Source organism: Ruegeria sp. HKCCA5426 (assembly GCF_013034585.1).
In the GTDB taxonomy this organism is placed as follows: domain Bacteria; phylum Pseudomonadota; class Alphaproteobacteria; order Rhodobacterales; family Rhodobacteraceae; genus Ruegeria.
Genome location: NZ_WQGH01000002.1, coordinates 230,138 through 252,108 on the forward strand (window position 1 = coordinate 230,138; position 21,971 = coordinate 252,108).

Annotated in this window: 19 protein-coding genes and 1 tRNA gene; 9 read left to right on the forward strand and 11 right to left on the reverse strand. The window is 56.4% G+C overall.

The window, feature by feature from the left end:
• Window positions 1-11: 11 nt before the first annotated feature.
• Window positions 12-773, reverse strand: coding sequence for an NAD kinase (locus GOV87_RS03665; RefSeq protein ID WP_171210874.1), 762 nt, complete (start codon window positions 771-773; stop codon window positions 12-14).
• 167 nt (window positions 774-940) lie between these two features.
• On the opposite strand from GOV87_RS03665, the gene glyA reads away from it, so the two are divergent.
• Entirely contained in the window at window positions 941-2,236 is a 1,296-nt protein-coding gene (glyA, locus tag GOV87_RS03670) for a serine hydroxymethyltransferase (RefSeq protein ID WP_171121980.1), read from the forward strand.
• Window positions 2,237-2,284: 48 nt separating this feature from the next.
• Here glyA and GOV87_RS03675 read toward each other — a convergent pair whose 3' ends face one another.
• Window positions 2,285-2,659: a hypothetical protein gene (locus GOV87_RS03675; RefSeq protein ID WP_171210875.1), complete on the reverse strand. Its 375-nt coding sequence runs from the start codon at window positions 2,657-2,659 to the stop codon at window positions 2,285-2,287.
• 49 nt (window positions 2,660-2,708) lie between these two features.
• On the opposite strand from GOV87_RS03675, the gene GOV87_RS03680 reads away from it, so the two are divergent.
• Entirely contained in the window at window positions 2,709-3,509 is an 801-nt protein-coding gene (locus tag GOV87_RS03680; RefSeq protein ID WP_371813461.1) for an alpha/beta fold hydrolase, read from the forward strand.
• Between the two features lie 27 nt (window positions 3,510-3,536).
• On the opposite strand, the gene GOV87_RS03685 is transcribed toward GOV87_RS03680, so the two are convergent.
• From GOV87_RS03685 to GOV87_RS03705, 5 genes are all read right to left on the reverse strand, one after another.
• A complete protein-coding gene (locus GOV87_RS03685; protein ID WP_171210876.1) occupies window positions 3,537-3,914 on the reverse strand; it encodes a rhodanese-like domain-containing protein in 378 nt (125 codons plus the stop codon).
• Between the two features lie 80 nt (window positions 3,915-3,994).
• Window positions 3,995-5,347, reverse strand: a complete 1,353-nt coding sequence (locus GOV87_RS03690; RefSeq protein ID WP_171121976.1) for an HlyD family type I secretion periplasmic adaptor subunit — start codon at window positions 5,345-5,347, stop codon at window positions 3,995-3,997.
• Window positions 5,344-7,464, reverse strand: a complete 2,121-nt coding sequence (locus GOV87_RS03695; protein WP_371813455.1) for a type I secretion system permease/ATPase — start codon at window positions 7,462-7,464, stop codon at window positions 5,344-5,346. The genes GOV87_RS03690 and GOV87_RS03695 overlap by 4 nt, the downstream gene beginning before the upstream one ends.
• Window positions 7,465-7,615: 151 nt before the next feature.
• Window positions 7,616-9,553 (reverse strand): type I secretion protein, encoded by a 1,938-nt coding sequence (locus GOV87_RS03700; RefSeq protein WP_171210878.1) that lies wholly within the window; start codon window positions 9,551-9,553, stop codon window positions 7,616-7,618.
• Between the two features lie 142 nt (window positions 9,554-9,695).
• On the reverse strand, window positions 9,696-12,077 hold the full coding sequence (locus GOV87_RS03705; protein WP_171210879.1) for a hypothetical protein: 2,382 nt from the start codon (window positions 12,075-12,077) through the stop codon (window positions 9,696-9,698).
• A gap of 606 nt (window positions 12,078-12,683) precedes the next feature.
• Between GOV87_RS03705 and GOV87_RS03710 the strand changes: the two genes are divergently transcribed.
• Together GOV87_RS03710 and GOV87_RS03715 are read left to right on the forward strand one after the other, a co-directional pair.
• Window positions 12,684-13,427, forward strand: coding sequence for a response regulator transcription factor (locus tag GOV87_RS03710; protein ID WP_254447305.1), 744 nt, complete (start codon window positions 12,684-12,686; stop codon window positions 13,425-13,427).
• On the forward strand, window positions 13,420-13,917 hold the full coding sequence (locus tag GOV87_RS03715; protein ID WP_254445529.1) for a hypothetical protein: 498 nt from the start codon (window positions 13,420-13,422) through the stop codon (window positions 13,915-13,917). The genes GOV87_RS03710 and GOV87_RS03715 overlap by 8 nt, the downstream gene beginning before the upstream one ends.
• Before the next feature lie 9 nt (window positions 13,918-13,926).
• Here the strand turns inward: GOV87_RS03715 and GOV87_RS03720 are convergent.
• A tRNA-Leu gene (locus GOV87_RS03720) sits at window positions 13,927-14,011 on the reverse strand.
• Between the two features lie 238 nt (window positions 14,012-14,249).
• Between GOV87_RS03720 and GOV87_RS03725 the strand changes: the two genes are divergently transcribed.
• On the forward strand, window positions 14,250-14,588 hold the full coding sequence (locus tag GOV87_RS03725) for a hypothetical protein (RefSeq protein WP_171121971.1): 339 nt from the start codon (window positions 14,250-14,252) through the stop codon (window positions 14,586-14,588).
• Entirely contained in the window at window positions 14,581-15,807 is a 1,227-nt protein-coding gene (locus GOV87_RS03730) for an HlyD family secretion protein (RefSeq protein ID WP_171210880.1), read from the forward strand. Before GOV87_RS03725 ends, GOV87_RS03730 begins: the two co-directional genes overlap by 8 nt.
• A 115-nt stretch (window positions 15,808-15,922) precedes the next feature.
• Here GOV87_RS03730 and GOV87_RS03735 read toward each other — a convergent pair whose 3' ends face one another.
• The 3 genes from GOV87_RS03735 to GOV87_RS03745 all read right to left on the reverse strand — a co-directional run bounded on the left by GOV87_RS03735 (window position 15,923) and on the right by GOV87_RS03745 (window position 19,175).
• Window positions 15,923-17,353 carry an NAD-dependent succinate-semialdehyde dehydrogenase gene (locus GOV87_RS03735; RefSeq protein ID WP_171210881.1) on the reverse strand — a complete coding sequence of 477 codons (1,431 nt, stop codon included), beginning with the start codon at window positions 17,351-17,353 and terminating at the stop codon, window positions 15,923-15,925.
• A gap of 83 nt (window positions 17,354-17,436) precedes the next feature.
• Entirely contained in the window at window positions 17,437-18,402 is a 966-nt protein-coding gene (locus GOV87_RS03740; RefSeq protein ID WP_171121968.1) for a LysR substrate-binding domain-containing protein, read from the reverse strand.
• The gene (locus tag GOV87_RS03745) at window positions 18,399-19,175 is read right to left on the reverse strand and encodes an aspartate dehydrogenase (protein ID WP_171210882.1); all 777 of its coding nucleotides are present in this window, start codon (window positions 19,173-19,175) and stop codon (window positions 18,399-18,401) included. The genes GOV87_RS03740 and GOV87_RS03745 overlap by 4 nt, the downstream gene beginning before the upstream one ends.
• Before the next feature lie 148 nt (window positions 19,176-19,323).
• On the opposite strand from GOV87_RS03745, the gene GOV87_RS03750 reads away from it, so the two are divergent.
• The 3 genes from GOV87_RS03750 to GOV87_RS03760 all read left to right on the forward strand — a co-directional run bounded on the left by GOV87_RS03750 (window position 19,324) and on the right by GOV87_RS03760 (window position 21,917).
• Entirely contained in the window at window positions 19,324-20,277 is a 954-nt protein-coding gene (locus GOV87_RS03750) for a dihydrodipicolinate synthase family protein (RefSeq protein ID WP_171210883.1), read from the forward strand.
• Window positions 20,278-20,374: 97 nt separating this feature from the next.
• Window positions 20,375-20,917: a 3-hydroxyanthranilate 3,4-dioxygenase gene (locus GOV87_RS03755; RefSeq protein ID WP_171210884.1), complete on the forward strand. Its 543-nt coding sequence runs from the start codon at window positions 20,375-20,377 to the stop codon at window positions 20,915-20,917.
• Between the two features lie 25 nt (window positions 20,918-20,942).
• The gene (locus GOV87_RS03760) at window positions 20,943-21,917 is read left to right on the forward strand and encodes a TRAP transporter substrate-binding protein (protein WP_171210885.1); all 975 of its coding nucleotides are present in this window, start codon (window positions 20,943-20,945) and stop codon (window positions 21,915-21,917) included.
• Window positions 21,918-21,971: the final 54 nt, after the last annotated feature.

The window sequence follows — 21,971 nt, forward strand, 5'->3', positions numbered from 1 at the left end:
TAACAGGAAGATTATGTGAATTGCTCTGAGATCAGGCGCTCTTCGAGGCCGTGACCGGGGTCGAACAGAATACGGTGCTGTATGGACGGCTCGGACCGTATTTCGACCCAGTCTATATCGGGGAAAGATACAGAATCCGCGTCCGCCATAACGGGTCGCTTGTCGGCATCCAGCACATCGAATCGCACCTTGGCTATCTTGGGCAGCAACGCCCCACGCCAGCGACGGGGCCTGAAGGCCGCGATCGCCGTCAAAGCCAAAACATCCGAGCCGATGGGCAAGATCGGACCGTGAGCAGAATAATTATACGCCGTTGACCCGGCAGGCGTTGACAGCAACGCCCCGTCGCAGACCAATTCATCCATACGAACGCGGCCATCCACACTGATCTTCAGCCGCGCGGCCTGAGGACCGGCCCGCAACAACGAGACCTCGTTAATCGCCAATGCCTCGTGCAATTTACCGGATTGGTCCATTGCGCGCATGGCCAACGGGTTGATGACCTCTTCTTCGGCGGCGGCAAGGCGATCCAGCAGATCGGTTTCGTGAAACTCGTTCATCAAAAAACCGATTGTTCCGCGGTTCATGCCGTAAACCGGGGTGTCAAGATGCTGCATATTGTGCAGCGTGTGCAGCATGAAGCCATCCCCGCCCAGCGCAACAACGACGTCGGCATCGCGCGGCGCGGTGTTTCCATACCGCTTGACCAGTTTGTCACGGGCGGATTGCGCCACCTTAACGTCGCTGGCGAGAAAGGCGATTCTCTGAATCATCTGTTGTGGTTTCCGGTCTTGCACATTTGGTTCCGAAACAAGCATACCTTTCCCCGATAGGCCAGACTTGACGCCGCAGCAGGCCAATTCGTCGCTTTAAGCCTTTTGCGCCAGATCGGTTTCCGATAGGAAATCTGCAAGAATTACCCCCAGAATGTGGAGCCCCCATGAACGCCAATCTTCGTGATACCGGATTTTTCACCCAGTCACTTGCGGACCGTGACCCCGAGTTGTTCGGCTCGATCACGTCCGAACTGGGCCGTCAGCGCGACGAGATCGAGCTGATCGCATCCGAAAACATTGTCTCTGCCGCCGTAATGGAAGCGCAGGGCTCGGTCATGACCAACAAATACGCCGAGGGCTATCCCGGGCGTCGTTACTATGGCGGCTGCCAATTCGTCGACATCGCCGAAAATCTGGCCATTGACCGCGCAAAGCAGCTTTTTGGCTGTGAGTTCGCAAACGTCCAACCCAATTCGGGCAGTCAAGCCAACCAAGGTGTGTTCCAGGCGCTGATCCAGCCCGGCGACACCATTCTGGGCATGAGCTTGGACGCAGGCGGTCACCTGACCCACGGCGCGCGCCCGAACCAGTCGGGCAAGTGGTTCAACGCCGTTCAGTACGGTGTGCGCCAGCAGGACAACATGCTGGACTACGATCAGGTCGAGGTGCTGGCGAAAGAGCATCAGCCCAAGCTGATCATCGCGGGCGGTTCTGCCATACCACGTCAGATCGACTTTGCCCGCATGCGCGAGATTGCGGATATGGTCGGCGCTTACCTGCATGTGGACATGGCCCACTTTGCCGGTCTGGTTGCGGCGGGTGAGCATCCCAGCCCCTTCCCGCACGCGCATGTGGCGACTACCACCACCCACAAAACTTTGCGCGGCCCGCGCGGCGGCATGATCCTGACCAATGACGAGGCGATCGCCAAGAAAGTGAACTCGGCCATCTTCCCCGGCATTCAGGGCGGACCGCTGATGCATGTCATCGCAGGCAAAGCCGTCGCGTTCGGAGAGGCCCTGCGCCCCGAGTTCAAGACCTACATCCAGAACGTGGTCAACAACGCGCAGGCGCTATCGGATCAACTGATCAAAGGCGGTCTGGATACCGTAACCCACGGCACCGATACCCACGTGGTACTGGTCGACCTGCGGCCAAAAGGTGTGAAGGGCAACGCGACAGAGAAAGCTCTGGGCCGGGCGCATATTACCTGCAACAAGAACGGCGTGCCGTTCGACCCCGAAAAGCCAACCATTACGTCGGGCATTCGCCTTGGCTCGCCCGCCGGAACTACCCGTGGCTTTGGCGAGGGCGAGTTCCGTCAGATCGCGGATTGGATCATCGAAGTGGTCGACGGTCTGGCCGCCAACGGCGAAGACGGCAACGGTGAGGTCGAAGCCAAGGTCAAGGCTGAAGTGGCCGAGCTTTGCGCTCGTTTCCCGATCTACCCGAACCTGTAATTCTGTTCTATTTCAAACAGTTAAACGGCGTCCATAGGGCGCCGTTTTTTAGATAAACCCTTGCCACCGCAGGAACACCAAGAGCAGGGCAGACAGGACAAGCAGGTTAAAGGCCAAGCTGCTCAGCATCCCCAGAAACCACCCCATGCGCCGGTCGGCAAGATTTATGCCCCCCAAATGTTTCTGCACCTCTTCCGATGCCCTGGCCAGTTTTGGTGTGTCCAACACCAGCCTCAACTTGGGATGAGCGGCCATTTGTTCAGCCTGGGCCAGTAACATGGCCTGCTTGAAAATCCGGCGGGGAAGCTGCCGCTTTGCTTTTTTGACAGACTCTGTCAGCGTCTTGCCATGGACACCCAACTTGTCGCGCAACAGTTGCACCGTTTGCGCGATCTGGGTTTGGATATCGACGGTCTTTTGCATACGCGTTTCTCCTGATGTGGCACTTTATCTGGGCTGCTTCCCTGCGACAATGGGGCTGGTCGTTTCAATTCGCGCCGGGTATCACACGGTCATGCTGAACACGATTGTACATGGCGAACCCACCGAAAACCCACCGCTGATTATCGCGCATGGGCTATATGGCTCGGCCCGGAATTGGGGCGTCATCGCCCGGCGCTTGTCCGATGAACGGCAGGTTGTTGCCGTAGACATGCGCAACCACGCGAACAGCATGTGGACAGACCATCATGACTATCCAGATTTGGCCCGCGACCTTGCTGAGGTGATCGCGCATTTTGGCGGCACCGCCGATGTTGTCGGGCATTCCATGGGGGGCAAGGCGGCCATGGCCTTGGCCCTTTTATACGGTGAAAGTGTGCGCAAACTGATGGTCGCAGACATTGCGCCTGTCACCTACACGCACAGCCAAATCCAATTCATCGAAGCAATGCGCGCAGTCGACTTGTCCAAGGTTGAACGACGCTCGGACGCGGAACAACAGTTGGCGCTACATGGCGTCGAAAAAGCCCTGCAGAGCTTTTTCACACAATCCTTGGATATCAAGGGACAACGCTGGCTTCTTAATCTGGATGTATTGGCGTCTGAGATGCCAAAGATCATGGGCTTTCCTGATCTGAACGCACATTGGGCAGGACCAGCCTTGTTTCTGTCCGGCGGCAGTTCGGATTATGTGCTTCCGGAGCATCGCGACAGAATTCGCGCGTTGTTTCCCGCTGCGCGCTTCGCCAAAATTCCCGGTGCGGGGCATTGGCTACACGCTGAAAAACCCCGCGAATTCGAAGCCGCAGTCAGGGCTTTTCTCAACGCTTAAGTCGCTGCGAGAATTGCGGCTTTGCGCTTAACTTTCAGAGGTTTCGCCGCCGGCGTTCACCCAATCATTCAACCCGCCAAGATTATAAACCTGATCATAGCCCATATCCTTTAGCAGCTTCCCGGCAAGGGCGGCGCGTCCGCCTGATGCGCAATACAGCACGATCTGGCGATCCTTTTTCAGCTCGGGGTCGTGCGACTGAAGCGCGTCATCGGCGCGAAATTCGAGCATCCCTCGAGGGATGTGGTGCGCGCCCTTGGCCCGACCCGTTTTGTGAACCTCGGCCGCATCACGGATGTCCAGCAAAAGGCCACCCTTGCCCAACACATCTTTCGCCTTTTCCATATCGATACGCTCGACGGCAGCGTTTGCAGCCTCCATCATTTCCTTGACGGTCACGGGCATGTCGCACCCTCCTGTTGGTTGTCACGGGATGCTAACATGCAAAAACTGGAAGGTGTAGGTTGATCGCCCTAGGCAGGCGATCAATGTTCCCGGAAAGCGCGCGACATGCTGTCTGTCACAGGCTTTGCTATATAGGCCGCAAAGGTGCGTTCTTCGGTCTGGATCATGATCTCGGCCGGCATTCCCGGCGTCGGAATAAAGCCGCGAACCCTTTCGATCTCATCCGGCTCAAGCGATATCCGCGCAAGATAAACCTCTTGCGGGGCGCCCGAGGAATCTTCGACAAGCGCATCTGCTGAAACATAAAAGACCTCACCACTTAGCACCGGGGTCGTGCGCTGGTTCAGCGCAACAAGGCGCACCGTTGCATCCTGACCGGTGATGACGCTGTCAATCTCAGTCCGGGGGATTTGCGCCTCGATGATCAACGGGGCATCTGCGGGCAGGATTTCAGCGATGGGCTCACCCGTTTCGATAACACCGCCGGGCGTGTGATAATGCAACCGAACAACCGTTCCCGTCACCGGGGCGCGGACAACGGCACGGTCCAGAACGCTGCGCGCCTGACGCGCCTTTTCGCGGACGCTTTCCAGATCACCTTCGATCACGCCAAGTTCGTCCAGCGCGGCTTCGCGATAGGCAGACCGCGTGCGTGTAATCTGTTCTTCATACTTGAGCAGCATCTGATTGATTTCAGCCGTTTCTGCGGCCAAACGCGCCTGCTGGCCATCGGCCTCGGCTTGAACCCTGCGGATCGTGTTCAGATCACCCTTTCGCACCAACCCCTTTTCGAACAGCGACTGCTTGGTTTCATATTCTTCCTGAAGGATTTCCGAGCGTCGCTTCATGCTTGCAAGCTGTGCTTCAAAGCCGCTGGATCGAATCTTCAGGGCTTCCATATTACGCTCCAGAAGGGCGATATCGTTCAGCAAAGTCTTGCGGGACACGTCAAAACTGATGCGTTGACCATCGAGGATCGTCATCACCTCGACATCATCCGTAGCGGCCAGCAACCCCTGCGAGAATTCCAGGCGGTCGCTTTCATTGTATTCGGCCTGCAAACGCTCAGTCATGGCCTGAAGGCGGATTTTCCGGATGAACAACTCGCGCTCATTGGCTTCGGCTGAGGTCTGATCAAGCGTCATCAGAACTTGGCCCGCCTTCACGGATTGGCCCTCGATCACTTTGATGTCCTCGATGATGCCGCCTTCAAGGTGCTGCACGATCTTGTTGCGACCCGTCGCGACAAAGCTGCCTTGCGCGATTACCGCGGCGGCCAGAGGAGCGCGGAAAGACCAGACGCCAAACCCACCAAAGCATAGGATCAGCATGACGAACCCAACCACAATCAATCGGTTGATGGATCGCGGAACCTCGGCATACCAGACGGTCGGGTCCTTGGGGTCGTTGTTGATTGCGACCAGATCGTTCATTGTCCATCCCCCTTCTGGCCAGCGATACCTTGCTGATTGCGTGGTCCGTTCAGTTGCTGCAGAACCTGTTCACGCTGCCCAAACAGAGCCACACGACCGTCGGTCAGCAGCATGATCTTGTCGACCGCGTTCAGCAGCGTTGGCTTTTGCGTGATGACCACAACGGTAATTTTGCTTTCTTTGGCTTGGGCAATCGCCCGGGCCAGCGCCTGATCTCCGGCGACATCCAGATTTGAATTTGGCTCATCCAGAACAACCATCCTTGGGTTGCCGAAAAAGGCCCGCGCCAAAGCGATGCGTTGTTTCTGGCCCCCTGACAATGGCGAGCCATCTGCGGAGACTACGGTCTCATACCCTTGCGGAAGGGTAGCGATCATGTTGTGCACATCCGCAAGAACCGCTGCGTCGTGGATTTGTTCATCCGTCGCGTCTTCGCGCATCCGTCCGATATTGTCCTTGATCGTGCCGGGGAACAACTGCACGTCCTGCGGCAGGTAACCGATGCTTTCACCAAATTGCCGCGGGTCCCAATTGCGAATGTCCATCAGGTCCAACCGTACGCTCCCCGACGTTGGCAGGATGGATCCGACCAGCGTCTTACCCAAGGTCGTCTTGCCAGCGCCGGAATTGCCGATGATCGCCAAGGTCTCACCCGGATTGAGTGAGAAGCTGATCCCGTTCAGAACAACCCTCTTGGTCCCGCCGGGCACGTAAAGCAAACGCTCAACATCCAAACGACCTTCGGGGCGCGGCAGGCGCAGTTTTTCGAACTGCAACGCCGAGTTGGACAGCAGATTGCTGATGCGGCCATACGCGCCCCGGGTCAACAGAAACGCATTCCAACCTTCGATCGAGCCTTCAATCGGGGCGAACGCACGCCCGGCAATGATCGACGCTGCGATAACCATGCCGCCCGTGATCTCACCCTGAAGGGCAAGAAACGCCCCCCACCCAAGGATTGCGATCTGCGTCAACAAGCGCACCGCGCGCGAGATAGCAGCGAAAATAACATTGCGGTCCTGTGCACGCACCTGCCACGTCAGCGACTGCGCCGTGTCGCGGCCCCAAATCCGAACGGCCTCGGGGATCATGGCCAGCGCATTGATGATCTGACTGTTGCGCGCCATCGAATCCAGATGCTGATTTGCCATCGACTGTGCCTTGTTCGCCTCGGCAAACGGTTTGGCGGTCATGCGTTGGTTTATCAGGGCAATCACCATCAACAGCAAAGCTGTCGCGATGACAATCGTGCCTAGCTGAGGATGCACGAGGAAAATCATCAGGATGAAAAGCGGGGCGAACGGCACATCCAAAAAGGAAATCAGCGTTCCTGACACAAGAAACCCTCTGACCTGCTGCAAGTCGCCCAACGTCTGATACTCGCGCCCGGTTCCATGCAGTGACGCATGGGCGGCCGCGCTCAGGATCGGTGCCCCAAGGCGCGCGTTAACCTCGACCGCCGTGCGCATCAGCATGAACCGACGCACAGCATCAAAGGCGGATTGAAAGATCACCGCCCCGGCGACAATCGCCGTCAGCATGATCAACGTATCTAAAGAACGGCTGGTCAACACCCGGTCACTGATCTGGAACAGATAGATCGGAATCGCCAGGATCAGGATATTCGTTGCGCAGGTCAGCACCAGAACAAAAGCCAAATTCCGCCATATCGCACGCAGGGACGTGCGCAGGGTGTTCTGGAAATCTTCAGGTGGGGTGCGCTTGTGAAAAGTCTGGGGTGGCCCTTTACCGTCGCCGCCGCCCTCTTTGCGCAGCGGCAGCGGCTCGTTTGCCTTGGCCTCGATAGTGGTACCTATGGCTTCACCGCTGTGCGAGCGCGACGAGGGGGGTTTTCGTGCGGTCGAATCCTTAGCGGTCTCAGGATCGGGGCCTTTGGCATCGGCCACCCCAGCACCACGGCCCTCTTGGTAATTGTCTTCATCGGGCTGTGGCTGAGCGCGCCGGGGGGAAGGTACAGCGCGCTCTGGAGGTTCCGTGTTCTTATTCGGTTCTGCAGATGCCCGTGCGGTTCGGGTCGCCTGCGATTCAACGGCCTTGGCCGGATTGGTCTTAGGAGATTTTAACCGCATCTCCTCGGTTAGGCGCAAACCGGCCATCTTCGCTGGCCTGTGCGCGGGTTCGTCAACAAGGGGTCTAACTCGGTCCGGACCGTTTCGACTGTCCAGCGGACTGGCAAACGGTGTGCGGCGCGACGAAAACAAAATCGACATACTAAAACTTTCGGGTCACTCGTAACTAATAAAGAGATTAGGCTAGCATGGACTGCATACCGTCATCCAAACTGGCCGCCTCGGAGGGTGTTAGTTTGTTGTGGCCCGGTGCAAGATCTGACTTTCCGGGTCCGTTTGTTTCCTCCATCAAAAACGCGATGGCTTCATTGGCGATCTCTTCGCCCAACTCTTCATCAGGTGAGTCGATCAGGCTGGCCTGATGCAGCAACACATCCGAGTACTCGCCCTCCGCCGCCATAACGACAGAGTCGACGCCAATCTTGGAAACGCTGGCTGCGTTCAACAGCGCGTTCCCGGCACCCAACGCCGATGCTTCAGCACCTTGGCCCGCTGTCAGATGGACGTCGTCCTGATCCTGCAGCAAGGTGACCTGTTCGATTACGTTCGCCTGGATCAGGTCCCCTTCAATCTTCAGAACGCGAAGCTGCTCCATCCCGGCAAAGGCTGGATCGTTCAACAGCGCGTCTTCAAGGGCGTCTGTGTTCACTTCCTCTATCGGCAAAACGCTGGCCAAGTTCGGAGTGATGTCTTCATGCGTATCTTCACCCGTACTGGTCAGAGACACCTGGTTCATGACAAGGTTCTCTTCGACCTCATCCTGAACGGGACCCGTTACGACATCGTCGTCAATCAAGACGATCGTTTGCTGAACGATGTCGACGGAAACCATATTCCCGCCAACCATGACTACGTCATAGAAGCTGCCCAACTGAACAATGTTGTTGGCGTTGAACATGTCGTTGTCACCCAGAACATACATACTGTTCGAAGCCGAAACTTCGGTCTGGATGTGATCAATGTCGGTGGCGTCAATCACTTGTTTGACAAAATTGGTGACGTACAGGTCTCCGCTTATCCAACTGATAACGACAAGCGGATCCTGTCCGGGTGGTGCTACGTTATCTTCAATCCAAGACGCCTCGCTGGCTTCGACTGCAATCTGGGACGACTGGATAACCTTGGTTTCGCTCTGCGCGCCCGGCTCTCCTTCGTCGATGTCTGAGACAATAGCGACCTGGCTGACCACGGTCAGATCGTAGGACGCCCCGCCCACAGCTATTATTGGTGCGTCGACCCAACCAACCGTGATGGACACTTCGTTGATTGCCAGATTGCCGCCCGCAATCACCGTGTGGCCTTCAGCAAATACGTCATCTTCGGACTGATCCCATTCTTTCGGATAGGGGTTCGGCTGCCCGCTCTCTTCGTCGTCCTCGGACTGATGATGCTGTGGCAAAAGCTCTATCCAATCGGGCAGTTCCTCTACCCGTTCGCCGTTGACGATGATACCCACCGCTTCTTCGCCGTGGAATTGATGGACTGTGGCACCATCGACCTGAACGGTCACGGTCGCCTTCATCTGTTCGGCCAACTGTTCCAGTTTTTCGACCGATTGGAAGTCCGCAATGTCAAAAGACGGGGATGAAATCACATGCAGCGACAGCGCAACATCCAGCGCCTCGTAACCCTCTTGCATCAAAACTTCGGCGTCGCGGAAATCACCCTGACCGATTGTGTCGTTGTCGCTCAGGTTAAGGGTCTGGAATGTGTATGTGACGGCTGACCCGATAAGTTCAGGCACCAGTTCTGGAATCACGATGGTCTGCTGAAATTCCGCCGTAAATAGTTGCCCTTCGGGGATAATCTCGTCCGGACCGGATACCGGATCAAGGAAAAGAGCCGGTTCAGAGATTGGACCACCAGAGGCCGGGGGGAACGGACCATCATTGTCCGGGGCCATGAATTTATAGGGAAGAGGACCGTATTTACCCGGATCAAGTTTCAGGTCGGCTCGCACATTAATGGATGTGGCCTCTGCCAGATCCTCTAATTCAATCTTGCGTCTGAGGGCGGTAAATTCCTCGTACTGTTCGCGCAGTCTGGCCTGCTCAGTCGTAAGCTCAAAGGTTCCAATAAAGTGGGCAATCGTTTCACTGATACTGTCGAGCGACATAACACTGTCCTTTCCCCGTCCCGGCGCAAAATTTCCGGTCTGGGTTAAGTTGGGCCGAGGCCACCGCAGAAGCGGCCTCGGCAGTTAGCTTGACCGGGTCGGAGAACGAACCGTCGCCCTCTGCCCCAAACCCAGAGGCGGGTTATACGTCGGTATCGTCGCTGGTGTAGGTCGAGTTCATCGAGCCACCAACCATTGTCGTGTCGACCGAGTTGCCGAGAACGTTGGCCCCCATAACGATCGTCTGGTTGAAGGCCGATGTATCTACAACAGCAGCCGCCGATGCGTAGGACTCACCGTGGACAATTCCGTCACCAGAATTGTTGGAACCCCAGGACCCGGCGTTGCCGCCATTACCACCCGCGCCCGAGTTGGCACCCGATGCGTCGCCACCGTTAACCGTTGCGCCGGTGATCGCACCATTTGTTGCCGAACCCATCGCGTCGCCGCTGGTTCCGCCGTAGCCGGCACCGGCACCGCCGCCGCCGCCAAAGCCCGAATTCGCCGAGCCGGTCGCGCTGCCTGCACCTGTCGAAGTGGCGTCATTGTCGGACATCGCGTCGCCGCCATATCCTGCAATCGCACTCGCCAGGCTGTCAGCGCTGCCATCGGTGTCTGCGACCGACCACAGACCAGAGTCGCCGCCCGCACCAGCAGTGTTCACAGCGTCTGCTGAACCTGTGCCGGATCCGTTGGACATTGCGTCCTGCTGGATCGCGCCGCCGCCACCGCCAAAGCCGTCGGCAGTTGCAGTACCGGTACCAGTGCCCGTGGCCGAGCCGCTTGTGCTGTTGCCGCCACCTGCACCACCGTCGCCGCTGGTGTTCTGTGGCATGCTGGCTGTGCCATTCACGTCACCCGGGGTCTGCGTGATATTCGGGCCAGTCGTGGCCTGATCACCGACACCCTGAGCACCGGACATAGCACCCGCAGTACCGCCAAGACCTGCACCACCGGTGCCGTCTCCGCCACCGCCAGTACCGCCGGTACCAGCACCGCCAACACCTTGAGCTCCACTACCGTTGCCGCCGGAACCAAATCCGCCGTCTCCTTCACCGCCAGTGCCGGGGTTACCGCCATTGACGTCACCGCTGCCGGTGTCAGCTTCGGCTTCACCCGCGTTCAGGCCAATCAGCCCGTTCTGCTGGTTCAGCGCAGCAAGCGCCGCGTCGACCTGGCCGGATGTTCCGCCAGTGCCAGCGCCGCCGGTGCCCGCACCGCCAGTGCCGGTCGCACCATTGCCGCTGCCGCCGGTACCGGTCGCACCAGTGCCAGTTCCACCCGTTCCGCCAGAACCGGTGCCATTGCCGCCATCAGCGTCAGCGTCGCTATCGGCAAGGCTTCCAGCCAGGCCAAGCCCCAGGTTACCAGCCGCTGCGTCGTTGGCTTCGGTGTCGCTGCTGCCAGCGTTTACCGCAACGCCATCGGTGTCAGCATCGCCGTCACCACCATTGGCGCCATTGGCGTCCGAGTCATTCCCGGCCAGACCGGCACCCATTGCCGAGGCACCAGTAGCATTGTTGCCGCCAAGCGACGCGCCATCGTTGTCGGCTTCGGACAGGCCCAGGCCCAAGCCCAGACCGATCGAGCCTGCGTTTCCGCCTTCTCCGGCTGTGCTGTCACCATCAGAGTCGGCGCTGCCGGTATTGTCGGCATCGGCGTCACTGTTGGCATTTCCGCCCGAACCCGCGGTGCTGCTTCCGTTCGAGTCAGCATTGGAATGTCCAACACCCAGACCGAAATTGGTTGCGCTTCCCGAGGAACCGCCTGCTCCGCCAGTGCCGGCACCATCTGCGTCACCGGTGTGACCGCCGAACGCCAATGCAGTACCACCATCGGTGTCCCCGTCTGCATAACCGCCGTGCGCAGTGCCGCCGCTTCCGGAGTTTCCTCCGTCCGACTGCGAGCCGATGCCTTCGTCAGCATTGGCCGTACCGCCACGCGCGTTGCCGTCCTGGTCAAAGCTACCGTTATTCTTAACTTCCGCCGCACCCAGGGTGTCGTCGTCGCTCAGGTTTAGGTACTGCTTATTGATGGCGGACATGTCGTTGCCTGCGCCATCCAGACTGATGTTCAGGTTCAGGTCATCGCCGGGATCATAATCCAGGTCGTTTCCAACGGTAATGACTTTGTCGATGCTTGAACCGCCAGAGACATCAACATCTACCAGATCATCGTCGCTGCCCAGCGGCTCGGCTTCGCCAAAGTCGATATGGACAGAGTTCGAGTTGTCGTTGTCGTTATCGCCGTTCTTCTGCTTCTGAGCCTGCGCTTGGCCCTGACCTTGATGTTGGTCCTGATCCTGATCGTTTTCGTTATCTACATCAGTTTCCACATCGGTTTTCTGGGCTTGCGCCTGCAGTTGATCTTGATCCTGATCATTATCAACCTTGGTTTTCTGCTCAGTCTGGTCCGCGCTGATTTCGACATCGTCGATGTTAATTTCATCTACCGGAGCAATGACTGGACCAACATTAATTTCTTCGACGTCGGCGCCGTGATTACCATTACGGTTTCTAGACATATCAACTTCCACTTATTAAGCGCACTGACCGTCATTCATCTACAAAACGGTTACGGGCGCGGTTGAAACAAGAGTTGCGCACAAAGAGAAACGCGAAACGCGCTTTCGTGCGGTATCGTCAGTGACTTGGTCTCCCACCCTCCTTTCTCGGCTTAGCCGAAATAGCCCTTGCGCAAAAAATCGCGAAAATGCGCGAATCGCGGGCACATTAGGAACAAGCACCTCTTCAATTGAGGCACTCACATCGTTGCAGGAGCAGCACAGCCTGAATAGCTAACCGTAAGCACTAGATCGCTTAGAATTATGATTTCATTGAATTAAAAAACCGATTCGGCCTGTTTGTCCGAATTGGCACCGCAAAAGACGGGGCGGAATCCCTTTAGGTGGGAAACCGTGCGATTCCCTCTACTTAAACGAGAAAGGCCAGCTTCCACCTAATCGAAAGTACTAGAACCTAAGCCCTTGGAATCACGTTTTATTGAAGAAACTTGCACTATTCACTGTAGTCTTGAGATCATGCGCGTTAATATTGTGTTAATTATACGCTTCAAGTTCTGTTTACTGTTTTGCCGCATTTCCGCGGTTTGGGTTATGTAGGGGGGAATAATGAGTATCCCGTTTCAGGATAGTTCTATCCAAGGTAATTTTACCGCCGAAGAATTCTCGATCAACTTTGTTGGCAAGGAACTGTTTTATTCGCGTCAAACCTTGCGCGAGGTTCAAAACGAATTCGGTGTCGCCACACACCGGATTGACAGCATCCAATCACTTCCGGTCTGTCCTTCATCCGGTTCCGGCCGGGTCATCATCGTCGACCAAATGTCACTTGATGATCTGATCGCGCGGCCCAAAGCCTATAAGGATTGTGTCGGCTCAGGCAGCGTTGCATTTGCATATCGCAAAGATGAGGCGGCCCGGTTTTTGTTCGAAAATTGGGATCGTAATACATATGGCGAAATTGGATACCTGCCGATGAACGTCTCGCCAGATGTTTGGAGGTCTATCCTACGTCTGTTGTTGCATGAAGAATTTTATATGCCCTGTTTTCTTGCTGACAGCGTTGCAGCCAATGACGGCCAACCCAAGCATGACCATCCCGCAATTTCGGCGGCAGCAGATCCTCATCCGATCTATTCCAAGCTGACACCGCGGGAAAAACAGGTGTTGCAATTGGTATCAAAAGGCCAGAGCAACAAGATCATTGCTTCCAATCTGGGAATTACCGAGCACACTGTTAAGCTGCATATACACAATGTCGTAGGCAAAATTGGTGTCAGCAACAGGACAGCCGCTGCACAATTCTTCTTTGAGGTCGCGCCCAACGAGGCGCATGAAATGGCCGTTGACTGACGACTTTGAAACCCGATTTGATCGACTGATCCTGTTGGTGGGTCGGCTGAATTACATGTGGACCAACACCGAAAGCCTGTTGATCCACTTGATCGCAGGCCTGAGCGAAACCAAGAAAGATGTCGCGGTGATTATCTTTCTGACGCTGAACACCACACGAGCGCGCCTTGATCTTGTGGAACGGCTTGCCAAGATGGAGGGCCGCCCACCGGAAATTCGCGACCCAATCCTTGTTCACACACAGCGATTAGCCAAACTGTCGGGAATTCGAAACAAATACAATCACTGCATTTATTCCTTTGACCCGGACAGCGGCAATCCAAAGACAATCCTGATGAGGATTTCCGACAGAAAAACAGACATCAAACTGGGGCGTGAAGACACAGTCGACGCCTCGGCCATGAAAGAGATTGAAGACATTGTTGATCAACTTTCCGAGTTGAACCGCGATATCTGGCGGCTGATCAGCCAGTTGGGCTTTCCAGTTTGAAGGTTTGAGTGGTGCGGATGGCGGGGATCGAACCCGCAAGCCCTAGGGCGAGGGATTTTAAGTCCCTTGCGTTTACCAGTTTCGCCACATCCGCAGGTCACCGATCCATCAGGCGCGGCGACTATCGGAACTCTTAATGCGAACCAAACTGATTGAAAAGTCGCTAAGTTGACGATCCCAAAAATGGTGCGGCCAAAACCGGACAGGACGCCACTTGCGGCAACCCCGCGCTGAAACGCGCCATAGATCGGAGCCGAAAACCACCCCAGTTTGATCTTTTTGAATTCAATCGTTTATCCTTGCACAGTATCATTATGAAACCGGAGGTTCCCGTGAACAGCTCTATTTCTGATGAGGCTTTGGCCCGGCTACCGTTTTGGGTAACCGCCCCGGGCGAAACGGATGGCTTTCTGATCGTTGTGGGCATTTCGCTTATTGTCGTCTTGCTGGGCTTTGGTGCGCTCTATTTCACGGTGCAGGCTATTCCAGATCGAATGGCGGCCGGTGCTCATAAGGTGCAAATGCAACTTGTCGGCGTGCTTGGCCTGATTTCGCTGTTCACCTTGAACAATGCGTTTTGGATTGCAGCCATCCTGATTGCAGCAGTGCCCCTGCACGAAATCCTTCCACTGGAAACCAAGACGGATTTGCCGGAGCACACTGATGCTTGAGCTTATTTTCTCGGCGCTGATCACGATTGTTCCCGACTATCTATACCGCCGGTACAAGCAGGGCAAACGGTGGGGCCACGAAATCACCCTGTTCAACGTCTGGTATGAACTGCGTTGGGGATTGACCGCATGTGCAATATTGGCCGTGACGCTGATCACCATCATTTTCTATTTCCACCCTTCAACGCGCAAAGTGACCGCGGTTTTTCGTACTGTGACCATCCTTTCTGACCGCGGGGGCCGCGTTGCCGAGGTCTATGTCACCAACAATGCAAGGGTGAAGGCAGGCGACGCGATTTTCACGCTGGATACCACCCGGCAGGAAGCGGCGGCAGAGACCGCGCAGCGTCGGATTGAAGAGATTGACGCCACATTGGGATTGATCGCGACAGAAGTCGCCACAGCCGAAGCCCGCGTCAAAGCCGCAGAGGTTGAGCTTAGTCAGGCTGAAAACGACCTACAGCGGCGTCTGTCACTGGCGGAACGAAACGACACCGTTGTCAGCGAACAAGAGCTGGAACGCCTGCAAACCGCCGTGTCCGGCGCAACTAGCCAACGCGCAGCCGCTATTTCTGCGCGCGACGGTGCCAAGTTGCGTCAGACAGCAGTTTTACCAGCGCAAAAGGAAAGTGCGCGCGCAGTCCTACAAGAAGCCGAGAATGAAATCGCAAAGTCCACGGTATTCGCCGAAGTGGATGGCACGGTGACCCAGTTTTTGCTGAAACCGGGCGACATAGTGAATCCGATCCTGCGTCCCGCTGGCATTTTGGTTCCCGAGATATCGGGGCAAGGCCGCTTTGTCGCGGCTTTTGGACAGATATCCGCGAGCGTTCTGAAACCCGGTATGCTTGTTGAAATCACCTGCGCATCCAAACCGCTGACCATTGTCCCCATGATTGTGGACGGGGTGCAAGATACCATAGCCGCAGGCCAGTTTCGGCCGGGGGACGCGCTGCTTGATTCCCAGGATCGCGCTCGTCCGGGAACGGTCACCGCTTTTCTGGCTCCGGTTTTTCCCAAGCATTCGGAAGGCATCCCCCCCGGAAGCGCCTGCATTGGCGTCGCTTATACAAGTCGCGCGAAGGAAATAGATGCGGGGAAGATCACGGGGCTGTCCGCCTTTTTTGCCAGAATTGTGGACGGGATGGGCATAGCGAATGCCATTGTCCTGCGTGCACAGGCGATACTGTTGCCCGTCAAGACGCTCGTTTTTTCTTGAAGCGCACGCAGCAACCGTTCTGAAACCCGGCGAGAGTGTTCCACCTCCGTTGCCGGGCCGGATGGCAACGCAACCGCCATAGCGATCGGATGCTAAGTGGTGATTAATCGGTCATTCAAACAATTCGGGCCGAGTGCCAGACGTTTTTGACCGTCATGTAATTCTCCAATCCTTCTGTCCCCCCTTCTCGGCCATAGCCGCTGGACTTGACGCCGCCAAAGGGTGTTTCGGGCATGGATGCTTCCAGCGTATTAATGGACAAGTTGCCGACCTCTACCTCATCCACCAGCCGATCAATATAGTCAGCGCGATTGGTAAATGCATAGCCGGCCAACCCATAAGGCACAGCGTTCGCTTGCTCGATAGCTTCGCCCAACGAAGCGACCGGGTTTATCACCGCGACCGGACCAAACGGCTCCTCCTGCATGATCCGAGCGGTGTCGGGTACGTTCATAAGAACAGTGGGTTCAAAGAAATACCCGGTGTTACCAAGTCGGGCACCCCCCGTTACCAAAGTCCCGCCTTTGGCCACCGCATCATCGACCAATTCCGCAAGTGCGGGGATACGCCGGGCATTGGCGGTCGGTCCCATTTCAACCCCATCCTGGCGGCCATCACCCACAACTGTGGCCTTGGCTCGCGTTGCAAATGCAGCGGCGTAGTCTTCAAAAATACTTTCATGCGCGAAGAAGCGCGTCGGCGACGTACAGACCTGCCCCGCGTTACGCATTTTCCGAACGGCACTGGAAACGGCGGCGGTGTGAACATCTGTATCTTCGCAAACAATAACCGGGGCGTGCCCGCCCAATTCCATCAGAACCCGCGTGTCGTTCTGTGCCGCCAAAGTCGTCAGATGTCGTCCGACCGTTGTTGATCCTGTAAAAGCCACCAGACGCACCGGGTCCTGCGGAATAAGGTGCCCTGAAATCTCGGCAGGCGTTCCAAAAACAAGATTCAGCACACCGGCGGGAAGGCCCGCATCCTCGAACGCACGAACGATATGCAAAGCCCCCGCCGGAGTTTCTTCGGCAGCCTTTAGAATGACCGAGCACCCAGAAGCCAACGCGCCTGCGATCTTTCGGGCGGGCTGGCTCATTGGGAAGTTCCACGGCGAAAACGCGGCGACAACTCCAACCGGCTGATGATGAACTGCGAACTTGTGGCCGGGGGCCGCTGGAATGATGCGCCCATAGGACCGCATGGCCTCCCCCGCATCCCATTCGAAGAATTCCGCCCCGCGTATGACTTCCAGCCGAGCCTGAGCCAACGGTTTGCCATGTTCCAGTGTTATCGACTGCGCAATGTCTTCCTGCCGATCCCGGATGAGCGCCGCTGCCCGCAGGATCGTGTCTGCGCGCTCTCGTGGTGACGTGTGGCTCCAAACCCGAAAGCCTTTGACCGCCGCATCCAGTGCATCATCCAGATCGCTGACAGAGGCGCGTGGCAGGCGGGCGATCTCTTCTTCTGTCGCGGGGTTCACGACCGGCATATCGGTTTCGGTGCTACGCCACTTCCCCCCGATAAAGAGCTTCAAATCTGGATACATGACGCAGAGGCCTCCGATTGTTCTGCCCGTTCAGATCAGGCATCCCGGGTGATCGCTTCAAGTGAATTGGGGGAATACTGATATCATTTTGACGAATACCTGAACCGATTGTCCTGCGCTGCCTGATGCAAAGCTGCCTTGAACGCACGACCGGCAGGTGACAGATCGTCATCTGCCCGCAGGGATATTCCAATTGGCCCATGGCCAAAGGGCACGGTCCAGTCCAACTGTGACAAATGCCCGTTCGAGAAATCCTGCGTTACCACCGCAGCAGGCATAAGCCCGATCAAATTACGCGATTGCAACAGTGCGCGATTGGCCAGGTAAGACACGCTTTCGACTGTAACAGGCGGGACATATTGCTGTTGACCGATAAAGAAATGATCAGCCTGTCGGCGCAAAGTGGTCTCCAACGGCGGCAAAATCCAGCCAAACGGTTTGGTTTGCGCGAAGGAAACATCTGACTTGCCCGCCAATGGGTGCTGAGGGCCGACCACTGCCAGAATATGATCCTGCAACAGCTTTTCCTGACGGATCTTGTCACGGTGCCGATGCGACGGCAGGCGCCCCACCACCATATCAATCTCACCGGACAACAACCCGGGCATCAGCACCTCATTGGTGCCTTCACTGATCTTGACGGCCACGTTTGGCCTGTCGGTCAGCAGGATTTCAATAGCGGCGGGCAACAGGCTTGTGGACGCCGCCAACAGCGTACCCACGACAACACGTCCAGAATTGCCTTCGTTCAGGTCATCCAATTCCTGAGCGGCATTTGAAACCTGCGTGAAGATCAGCTTGCCATGGCGGATCAATGTTTCGCCGAACACGGTCGGCACTACGCCGCGATTGGTCCGGTTGAACAGCTTGACCTCAAAATCCAGCTCAAGGTCCTGAATCATCTTCGTGGCAGCAGGTTGTGAAATCCCAAGCTCGCGGGCTGCATTTTGAATGTTCCCATGCGCGCCCACCGCCACCAGCAGGCGGAGTTGACGCAGTTTCAAGCGCGTTAGCGCACGGTCGACAATGCGTGAATGCCGCCCCGTCATAGCGTGATCCGTTGGGTTATCTGATCCAGCTTGGCAAGAATGCTCATCGCCGCCAGCGCCGACGAACGCGGATTGTCAGGCAAAGCATTGCCGTTGATCTGAAAATGGAAATTGCCGAAGTCACCTTCGGCCCTGATCTCGTGGACGTTTTGCGTGATTGATGGGTCAGCAATCAATTGAACGCGGGTGTCATCAAACCCAAGACCAGCCAGAGCCACCGCCGCAGCGACATTAGCATTTTTCGGATAAGACAAGGCCGCCGCGCGCGCGGTCCCTTCGAAATGGATAACGGCCCCATCGACGATGTCATCCAGATCCAACTTCTCTTCAGCGGCAGACCCCTTCCATCCCCCCGGCGGCTTGCGTCCGACATAAGTGACCGTCGACAATTTTCCCGCCCTCGCGGCGGCAAGACAATCCAATGCTCCGATTGCGCCACTTGCCAGATGCAGCTTCGCGTTCCCCTCTTTCGCGGAAAGGCTCAAAGCCTCAGATACTTTCGGGTCGGCAAGCGCACCCAAAGACACCGTGATCATGCTGACCCCACGGGCCAGTATTTGAGGCCCTAAACATGCCAACGCCTCGTGACCTGCGCAATCAATCACCAGATCAATGCCGGATGGCAGGTCGTTGACCGAGCCGATTTCCAACCCGGCGCCCTGCCTAACCCGATCGGGCCGCATCAGAACCGCGCCAAGGTGATGCTCGCGCGCAGCAAGGCCCGACGATACGTATTGCGCAATGGCGCCATTCCCGATCATTCCGATTTTCATGTGTCGAACGCTAGGACAGATCAGAGCAAAACTGAATTAGAAACCCACAGATATTCGTTTTTCTGATATCCAGTTGCCCGAGTTCGACTTGGAATGCCAATACTCAATACGGTTTTCTAACCCGAACCAGAGTGAAAGGCCCTGCCCCATGAAATACACAAAACAAGACGCCAAAGCTTATGCGCGCGAAAACATGACGGGCATCTGGGCGGCCGCTCTCAACCCGTTCCACGAGGATCTGTCGCTTGACGAGGCCGGGCTGCGGTCGAATATCCGTCATTGGATCGACGACCTTGGGATTCAGGGGCTGTTCATCGCCGGAAAGCAGGGCGAATTCTGGGCCATGACGTTGGAAGAGCGCAAACGGAACATGTCGATCGCGGTCGAAGAATGCGCAGGGAAGGCCGGAACAATCATGTCGATCTCGGATCAGAACATGGAAACCGCGCTTGAACTTGGCCGTCACGCGCAGGACTGCGGCGCCGATTATGTCGTCGTACATGCGCCAATGCTCAGTTTCTGTCAGGACCGGGGCGAGTTGCTGTATCAATACTACAAACGCTTCTGCGATGAGCTTGATATCGGCATTGCCATGTGGAGCCACCCCGACAGCGGTTATCTGATGCAACCCGAAGAATGCGCGCGTATTGCCGATCTGCCCAATATCGTTGCGATCAAATACTCGGTTCCGCGCGACATGTATGTCAGGCTGACCCATATGGTCGGAGACAAAATTCATGTCTCGACCTCTGCCGAACATGAATGGTTGGACAACATTCTTGAACTGGACTGGAAGCTGTACCTGTGCTCATCACCACCCTACCAGTTGCAGACCGCCAATGACCAACGGATGAATGAATACACGCAGCTGGCCTTCGAAGGGAAAGCGGATCAGGCACGGCGCGTGTTCGACAGCCTGAACCCCGTACGGGACGCGATCAAGCGGACCAAACCCGCAGATAAGCCAACCGCCTTCGGCAAGTACTGGCAGTACCTGCTGGGCCAAACCGGGGGCCATGTACGCCCGCCGATGCTAGAGCTCAGTCAGGCGGAAAAAGATATTATTCGCAAGGGGTTTGACGAATGCGGACTGAAACTGTGAAACTAGCGGTATAACTTAATCCGATACCTACATGCGGACAATTTCTTTGTGGTTATGAGGAATGTCGCCGAAGTTTTTTGCCAGACGGGAGAAAACAATGTCAAAGCTAAGAGCGTTCAACTTCAAGGCTTGGGTTGACGAACATCGTCATCTTCTGAAGCCACCGGTCGGTAACAAAATGGTATTCGAAGATGCCGACCTGATGGTCACCGTTGTCGGCGGCCCAAACAAACGCACCGATTACCACGACGACCCGGTCGAAGAGTTCTTTTACCAGCTTGAAGGGGACATGCTTCTCAAGCTGTTTGATGGCGAGGAATTCTATGACGTCCCCATCCGTGAAGGCGAGGTATTTCTTCTTCCGGCGCATGTCCGCCACTCTCCTCAGCGTCCGCAAGAAGGCTCGGTCGGCTTGGTCATCGAACCCAAGCGGCAGGAAGGCGAACTGGACGCAATCGAATGGTATTGTTTTGAATGTGGGACACGCGTGTACCGGGCTGAAATGCAGTTAAAGTCCATCGTTGACGACCTGCCTCCGGTGTACAAAAAATTCTATGCATCGGAAAAAGACCGCACTTGCCCGAATTGTAATGTCATACATCCGGGAAAAGAACCGCCCGAGGGCTGGGTGCAGTTGTAGAAACAAAAAAGTAACGGGGAAGAACATGAAACACTTTGGAAAAATAATTGCGGCCACTGCTTTGGCGACAGTCTCTGTTGTTGCGGCACAGGCCGAGGAATTCCGTCTGGGCCTGATCACGCCACCACCCCACATTTGGACCAAGGCCGCCGAAGCGTTTGGGGCCGAGCTGTCCGAAGCCAGCGATGGCGCGCACAGCGTATCCGTTTTCCCGGCGCGACAACTGGGCAACGAGGCCGAGATGTTGCAGCAGTTGCAGACAGGCGCGCTGGACATGGCCTTTATGACAGTGGCCGAAGTGTCAAACCGCGCGCCGGAACTGGGTGCTTTCTACGCCCCATACCTTGCTGACGACATCGGCCATGCCGGTCGTATCCTGAGGTCAGACACCGCAAAGACAATGCTGGAGCCGCTGCCCGGTCAGGTCGGCGTCGTTGGAGTCGGCTACGGTATGGCCGGACTGCGCCAGATCGTAAGCCGGGGCGAAGTTTCGTCAGCGGATGACCTTGCCGGTCTAAAACTGCGGATCACTCCTTTCACTCCGATCCTTGATTTCTACAACGCCGTTGGCGCGGCCCCGACTCCGATGCCCTTGCCTGCGGTTTACGACGCGTTGGCAAATGGTCAGGTCGACGCCATCGACATGGATGCCGAACTTATCTGGGTTCTGAAATACTATGACCATGCAGATACGATTGTTCAGTCCGACCACATGATGTTCCCAATGGTGGGGCTTGTCTCGGCCAAAGTCTGGGCGGGGTTGTCCGAGGAAGACCGGGCACTGATTGGTGAGTTGATGGCCAAGCATGTGGACAGCACCATCGACAGCTATGTCTCGAACGAGGCCGGTTGGCTGGAGCAGATCGAAGGCACTGGAAAGTCCTATGTAAAGGTGGATGCCTCGTTCTTTGGCGATGCCATCGACGAATGGAATACGATCTGGTCAGAAAAGACCTCGTCGCTTGACGCCCTGCGCGCTACTGCGGCAGAAACCAAGTAAAGTTTGGTCGCAGACAGACATGGCGCGAGCCTGTGCTCGCGCCATTTGTCTTGG

Coding starts and splice junctions, on each gene's coding strand:
- GOV87_RS03665 (WP_171210874.1), bottom strand. CDS start 773: ATGATTCAGAGAATCGCCTTTCTCGCCAGCGACGTTAAGGTGGCGCAA.
- glyA (WP_171121980.1), top strand. CDS start 941: ATGAACGCCAATCTTCGTGATACCGGATTTTTCACCCAGTCACTTGCG.
- GOV87_RS03675 (WP_171210875.1), bottom strand. CDS start 2,659: ATGCAAAAGACCGTCGATATCCAAACCCAGATCGCGCAAACGGTGCAA.
- GOV87_RS03680 (WP_371813461.1), top strand. CDS start 2,709: ATGGGGCTGGTCGTTTCAATTCGCGCCGGGTATCACACGGTCATGCTG.
- GOV87_RS03685 (WP_171210876.1), bottom strand. CDS start 3,914: ATGCCCGTGACCGTCAAGGAAATGATGGAGGCTGCAAACGCTGCCGTC.
- GOV87_RS03690 (WP_171121976.1), bottom strand. CDS start 5,347: ATGAACGATCTGGTCGCAATCAACAACGACCCCAAGGACCCGACCGTC.
- GOV87_RS03695 (WP_371813455.1), bottom strand. CDS start 7,464: ATGGCCGGTTTGCGCCTAACCGAGGAGATGCGGTTAAAATCTCCTAAG.
- GOV87_RS03700 (WP_171210878.1), bottom strand. CDS start 9,553: ATGTCGCTCGACAGTATCAGTGAAACGATTGCCCACTTTATTGGAACC.
- GOV87_RS03705 (WP_171210879.1), bottom strand. CDS start 12,077: ATGTCTAGAAACCGTAATGGTAATCACGGCGCCGACGTCGAAGAAATT.
- GOV87_RS03710 (WP_254447305.1), top strand. CDS start 12,684: ATGAGTATCCCGTTTCAGGATAGTTCTATCCAAGGTAATTTTACCGCC.
- GOV87_RS03730 (WP_171210880.1), top strand. CDS start 14,581: ATGCTTGAGCTTATTTTCTCGGCGCTGATCACGATTGTTCCCGACTAT.
- GOV87_RS03735 (WP_171210881.1), bottom strand. CDS start 17,353: ATGTATCCAGATTTGAAGCTCTTTATCGGGGGGAAGTGGCGTAGCACC.
- GOV87_RS03740 (WP_171121968.1), bottom strand. CDS start 18,402: ATGACGGGGCGGCATTCACGCATTGTCGACCGTGCGCTAACGCGCTTG.
- GOV87_RS03745 (WP_171210882.1), bottom strand. CDS start 19,175: ATGAAAATCGGAATGATCGGGAATGGCGCCATTGCGCAATACGTATCG.
- GOV87_RS03750 (WP_171210883.1), top strand. CDS start 19,324: ATGAAATACACAAAACAAGACGCCAAAGCTTATGCGCGCGAAAACATG.
- GOV87_RS03755 (WP_171210884.1), top strand. CDS start 20,375: ATGTCAAAGCTAAGAGCGTTCAACTTCAAGGCTTGGGTTGACGAACAT.
- GOV87_RS03760 (WP_171210885.1), top strand. CDS start 20,943: ATGAAACACTTTGGAAAAATAATTGCGGCCACTGCTTTGGCGACAGTC.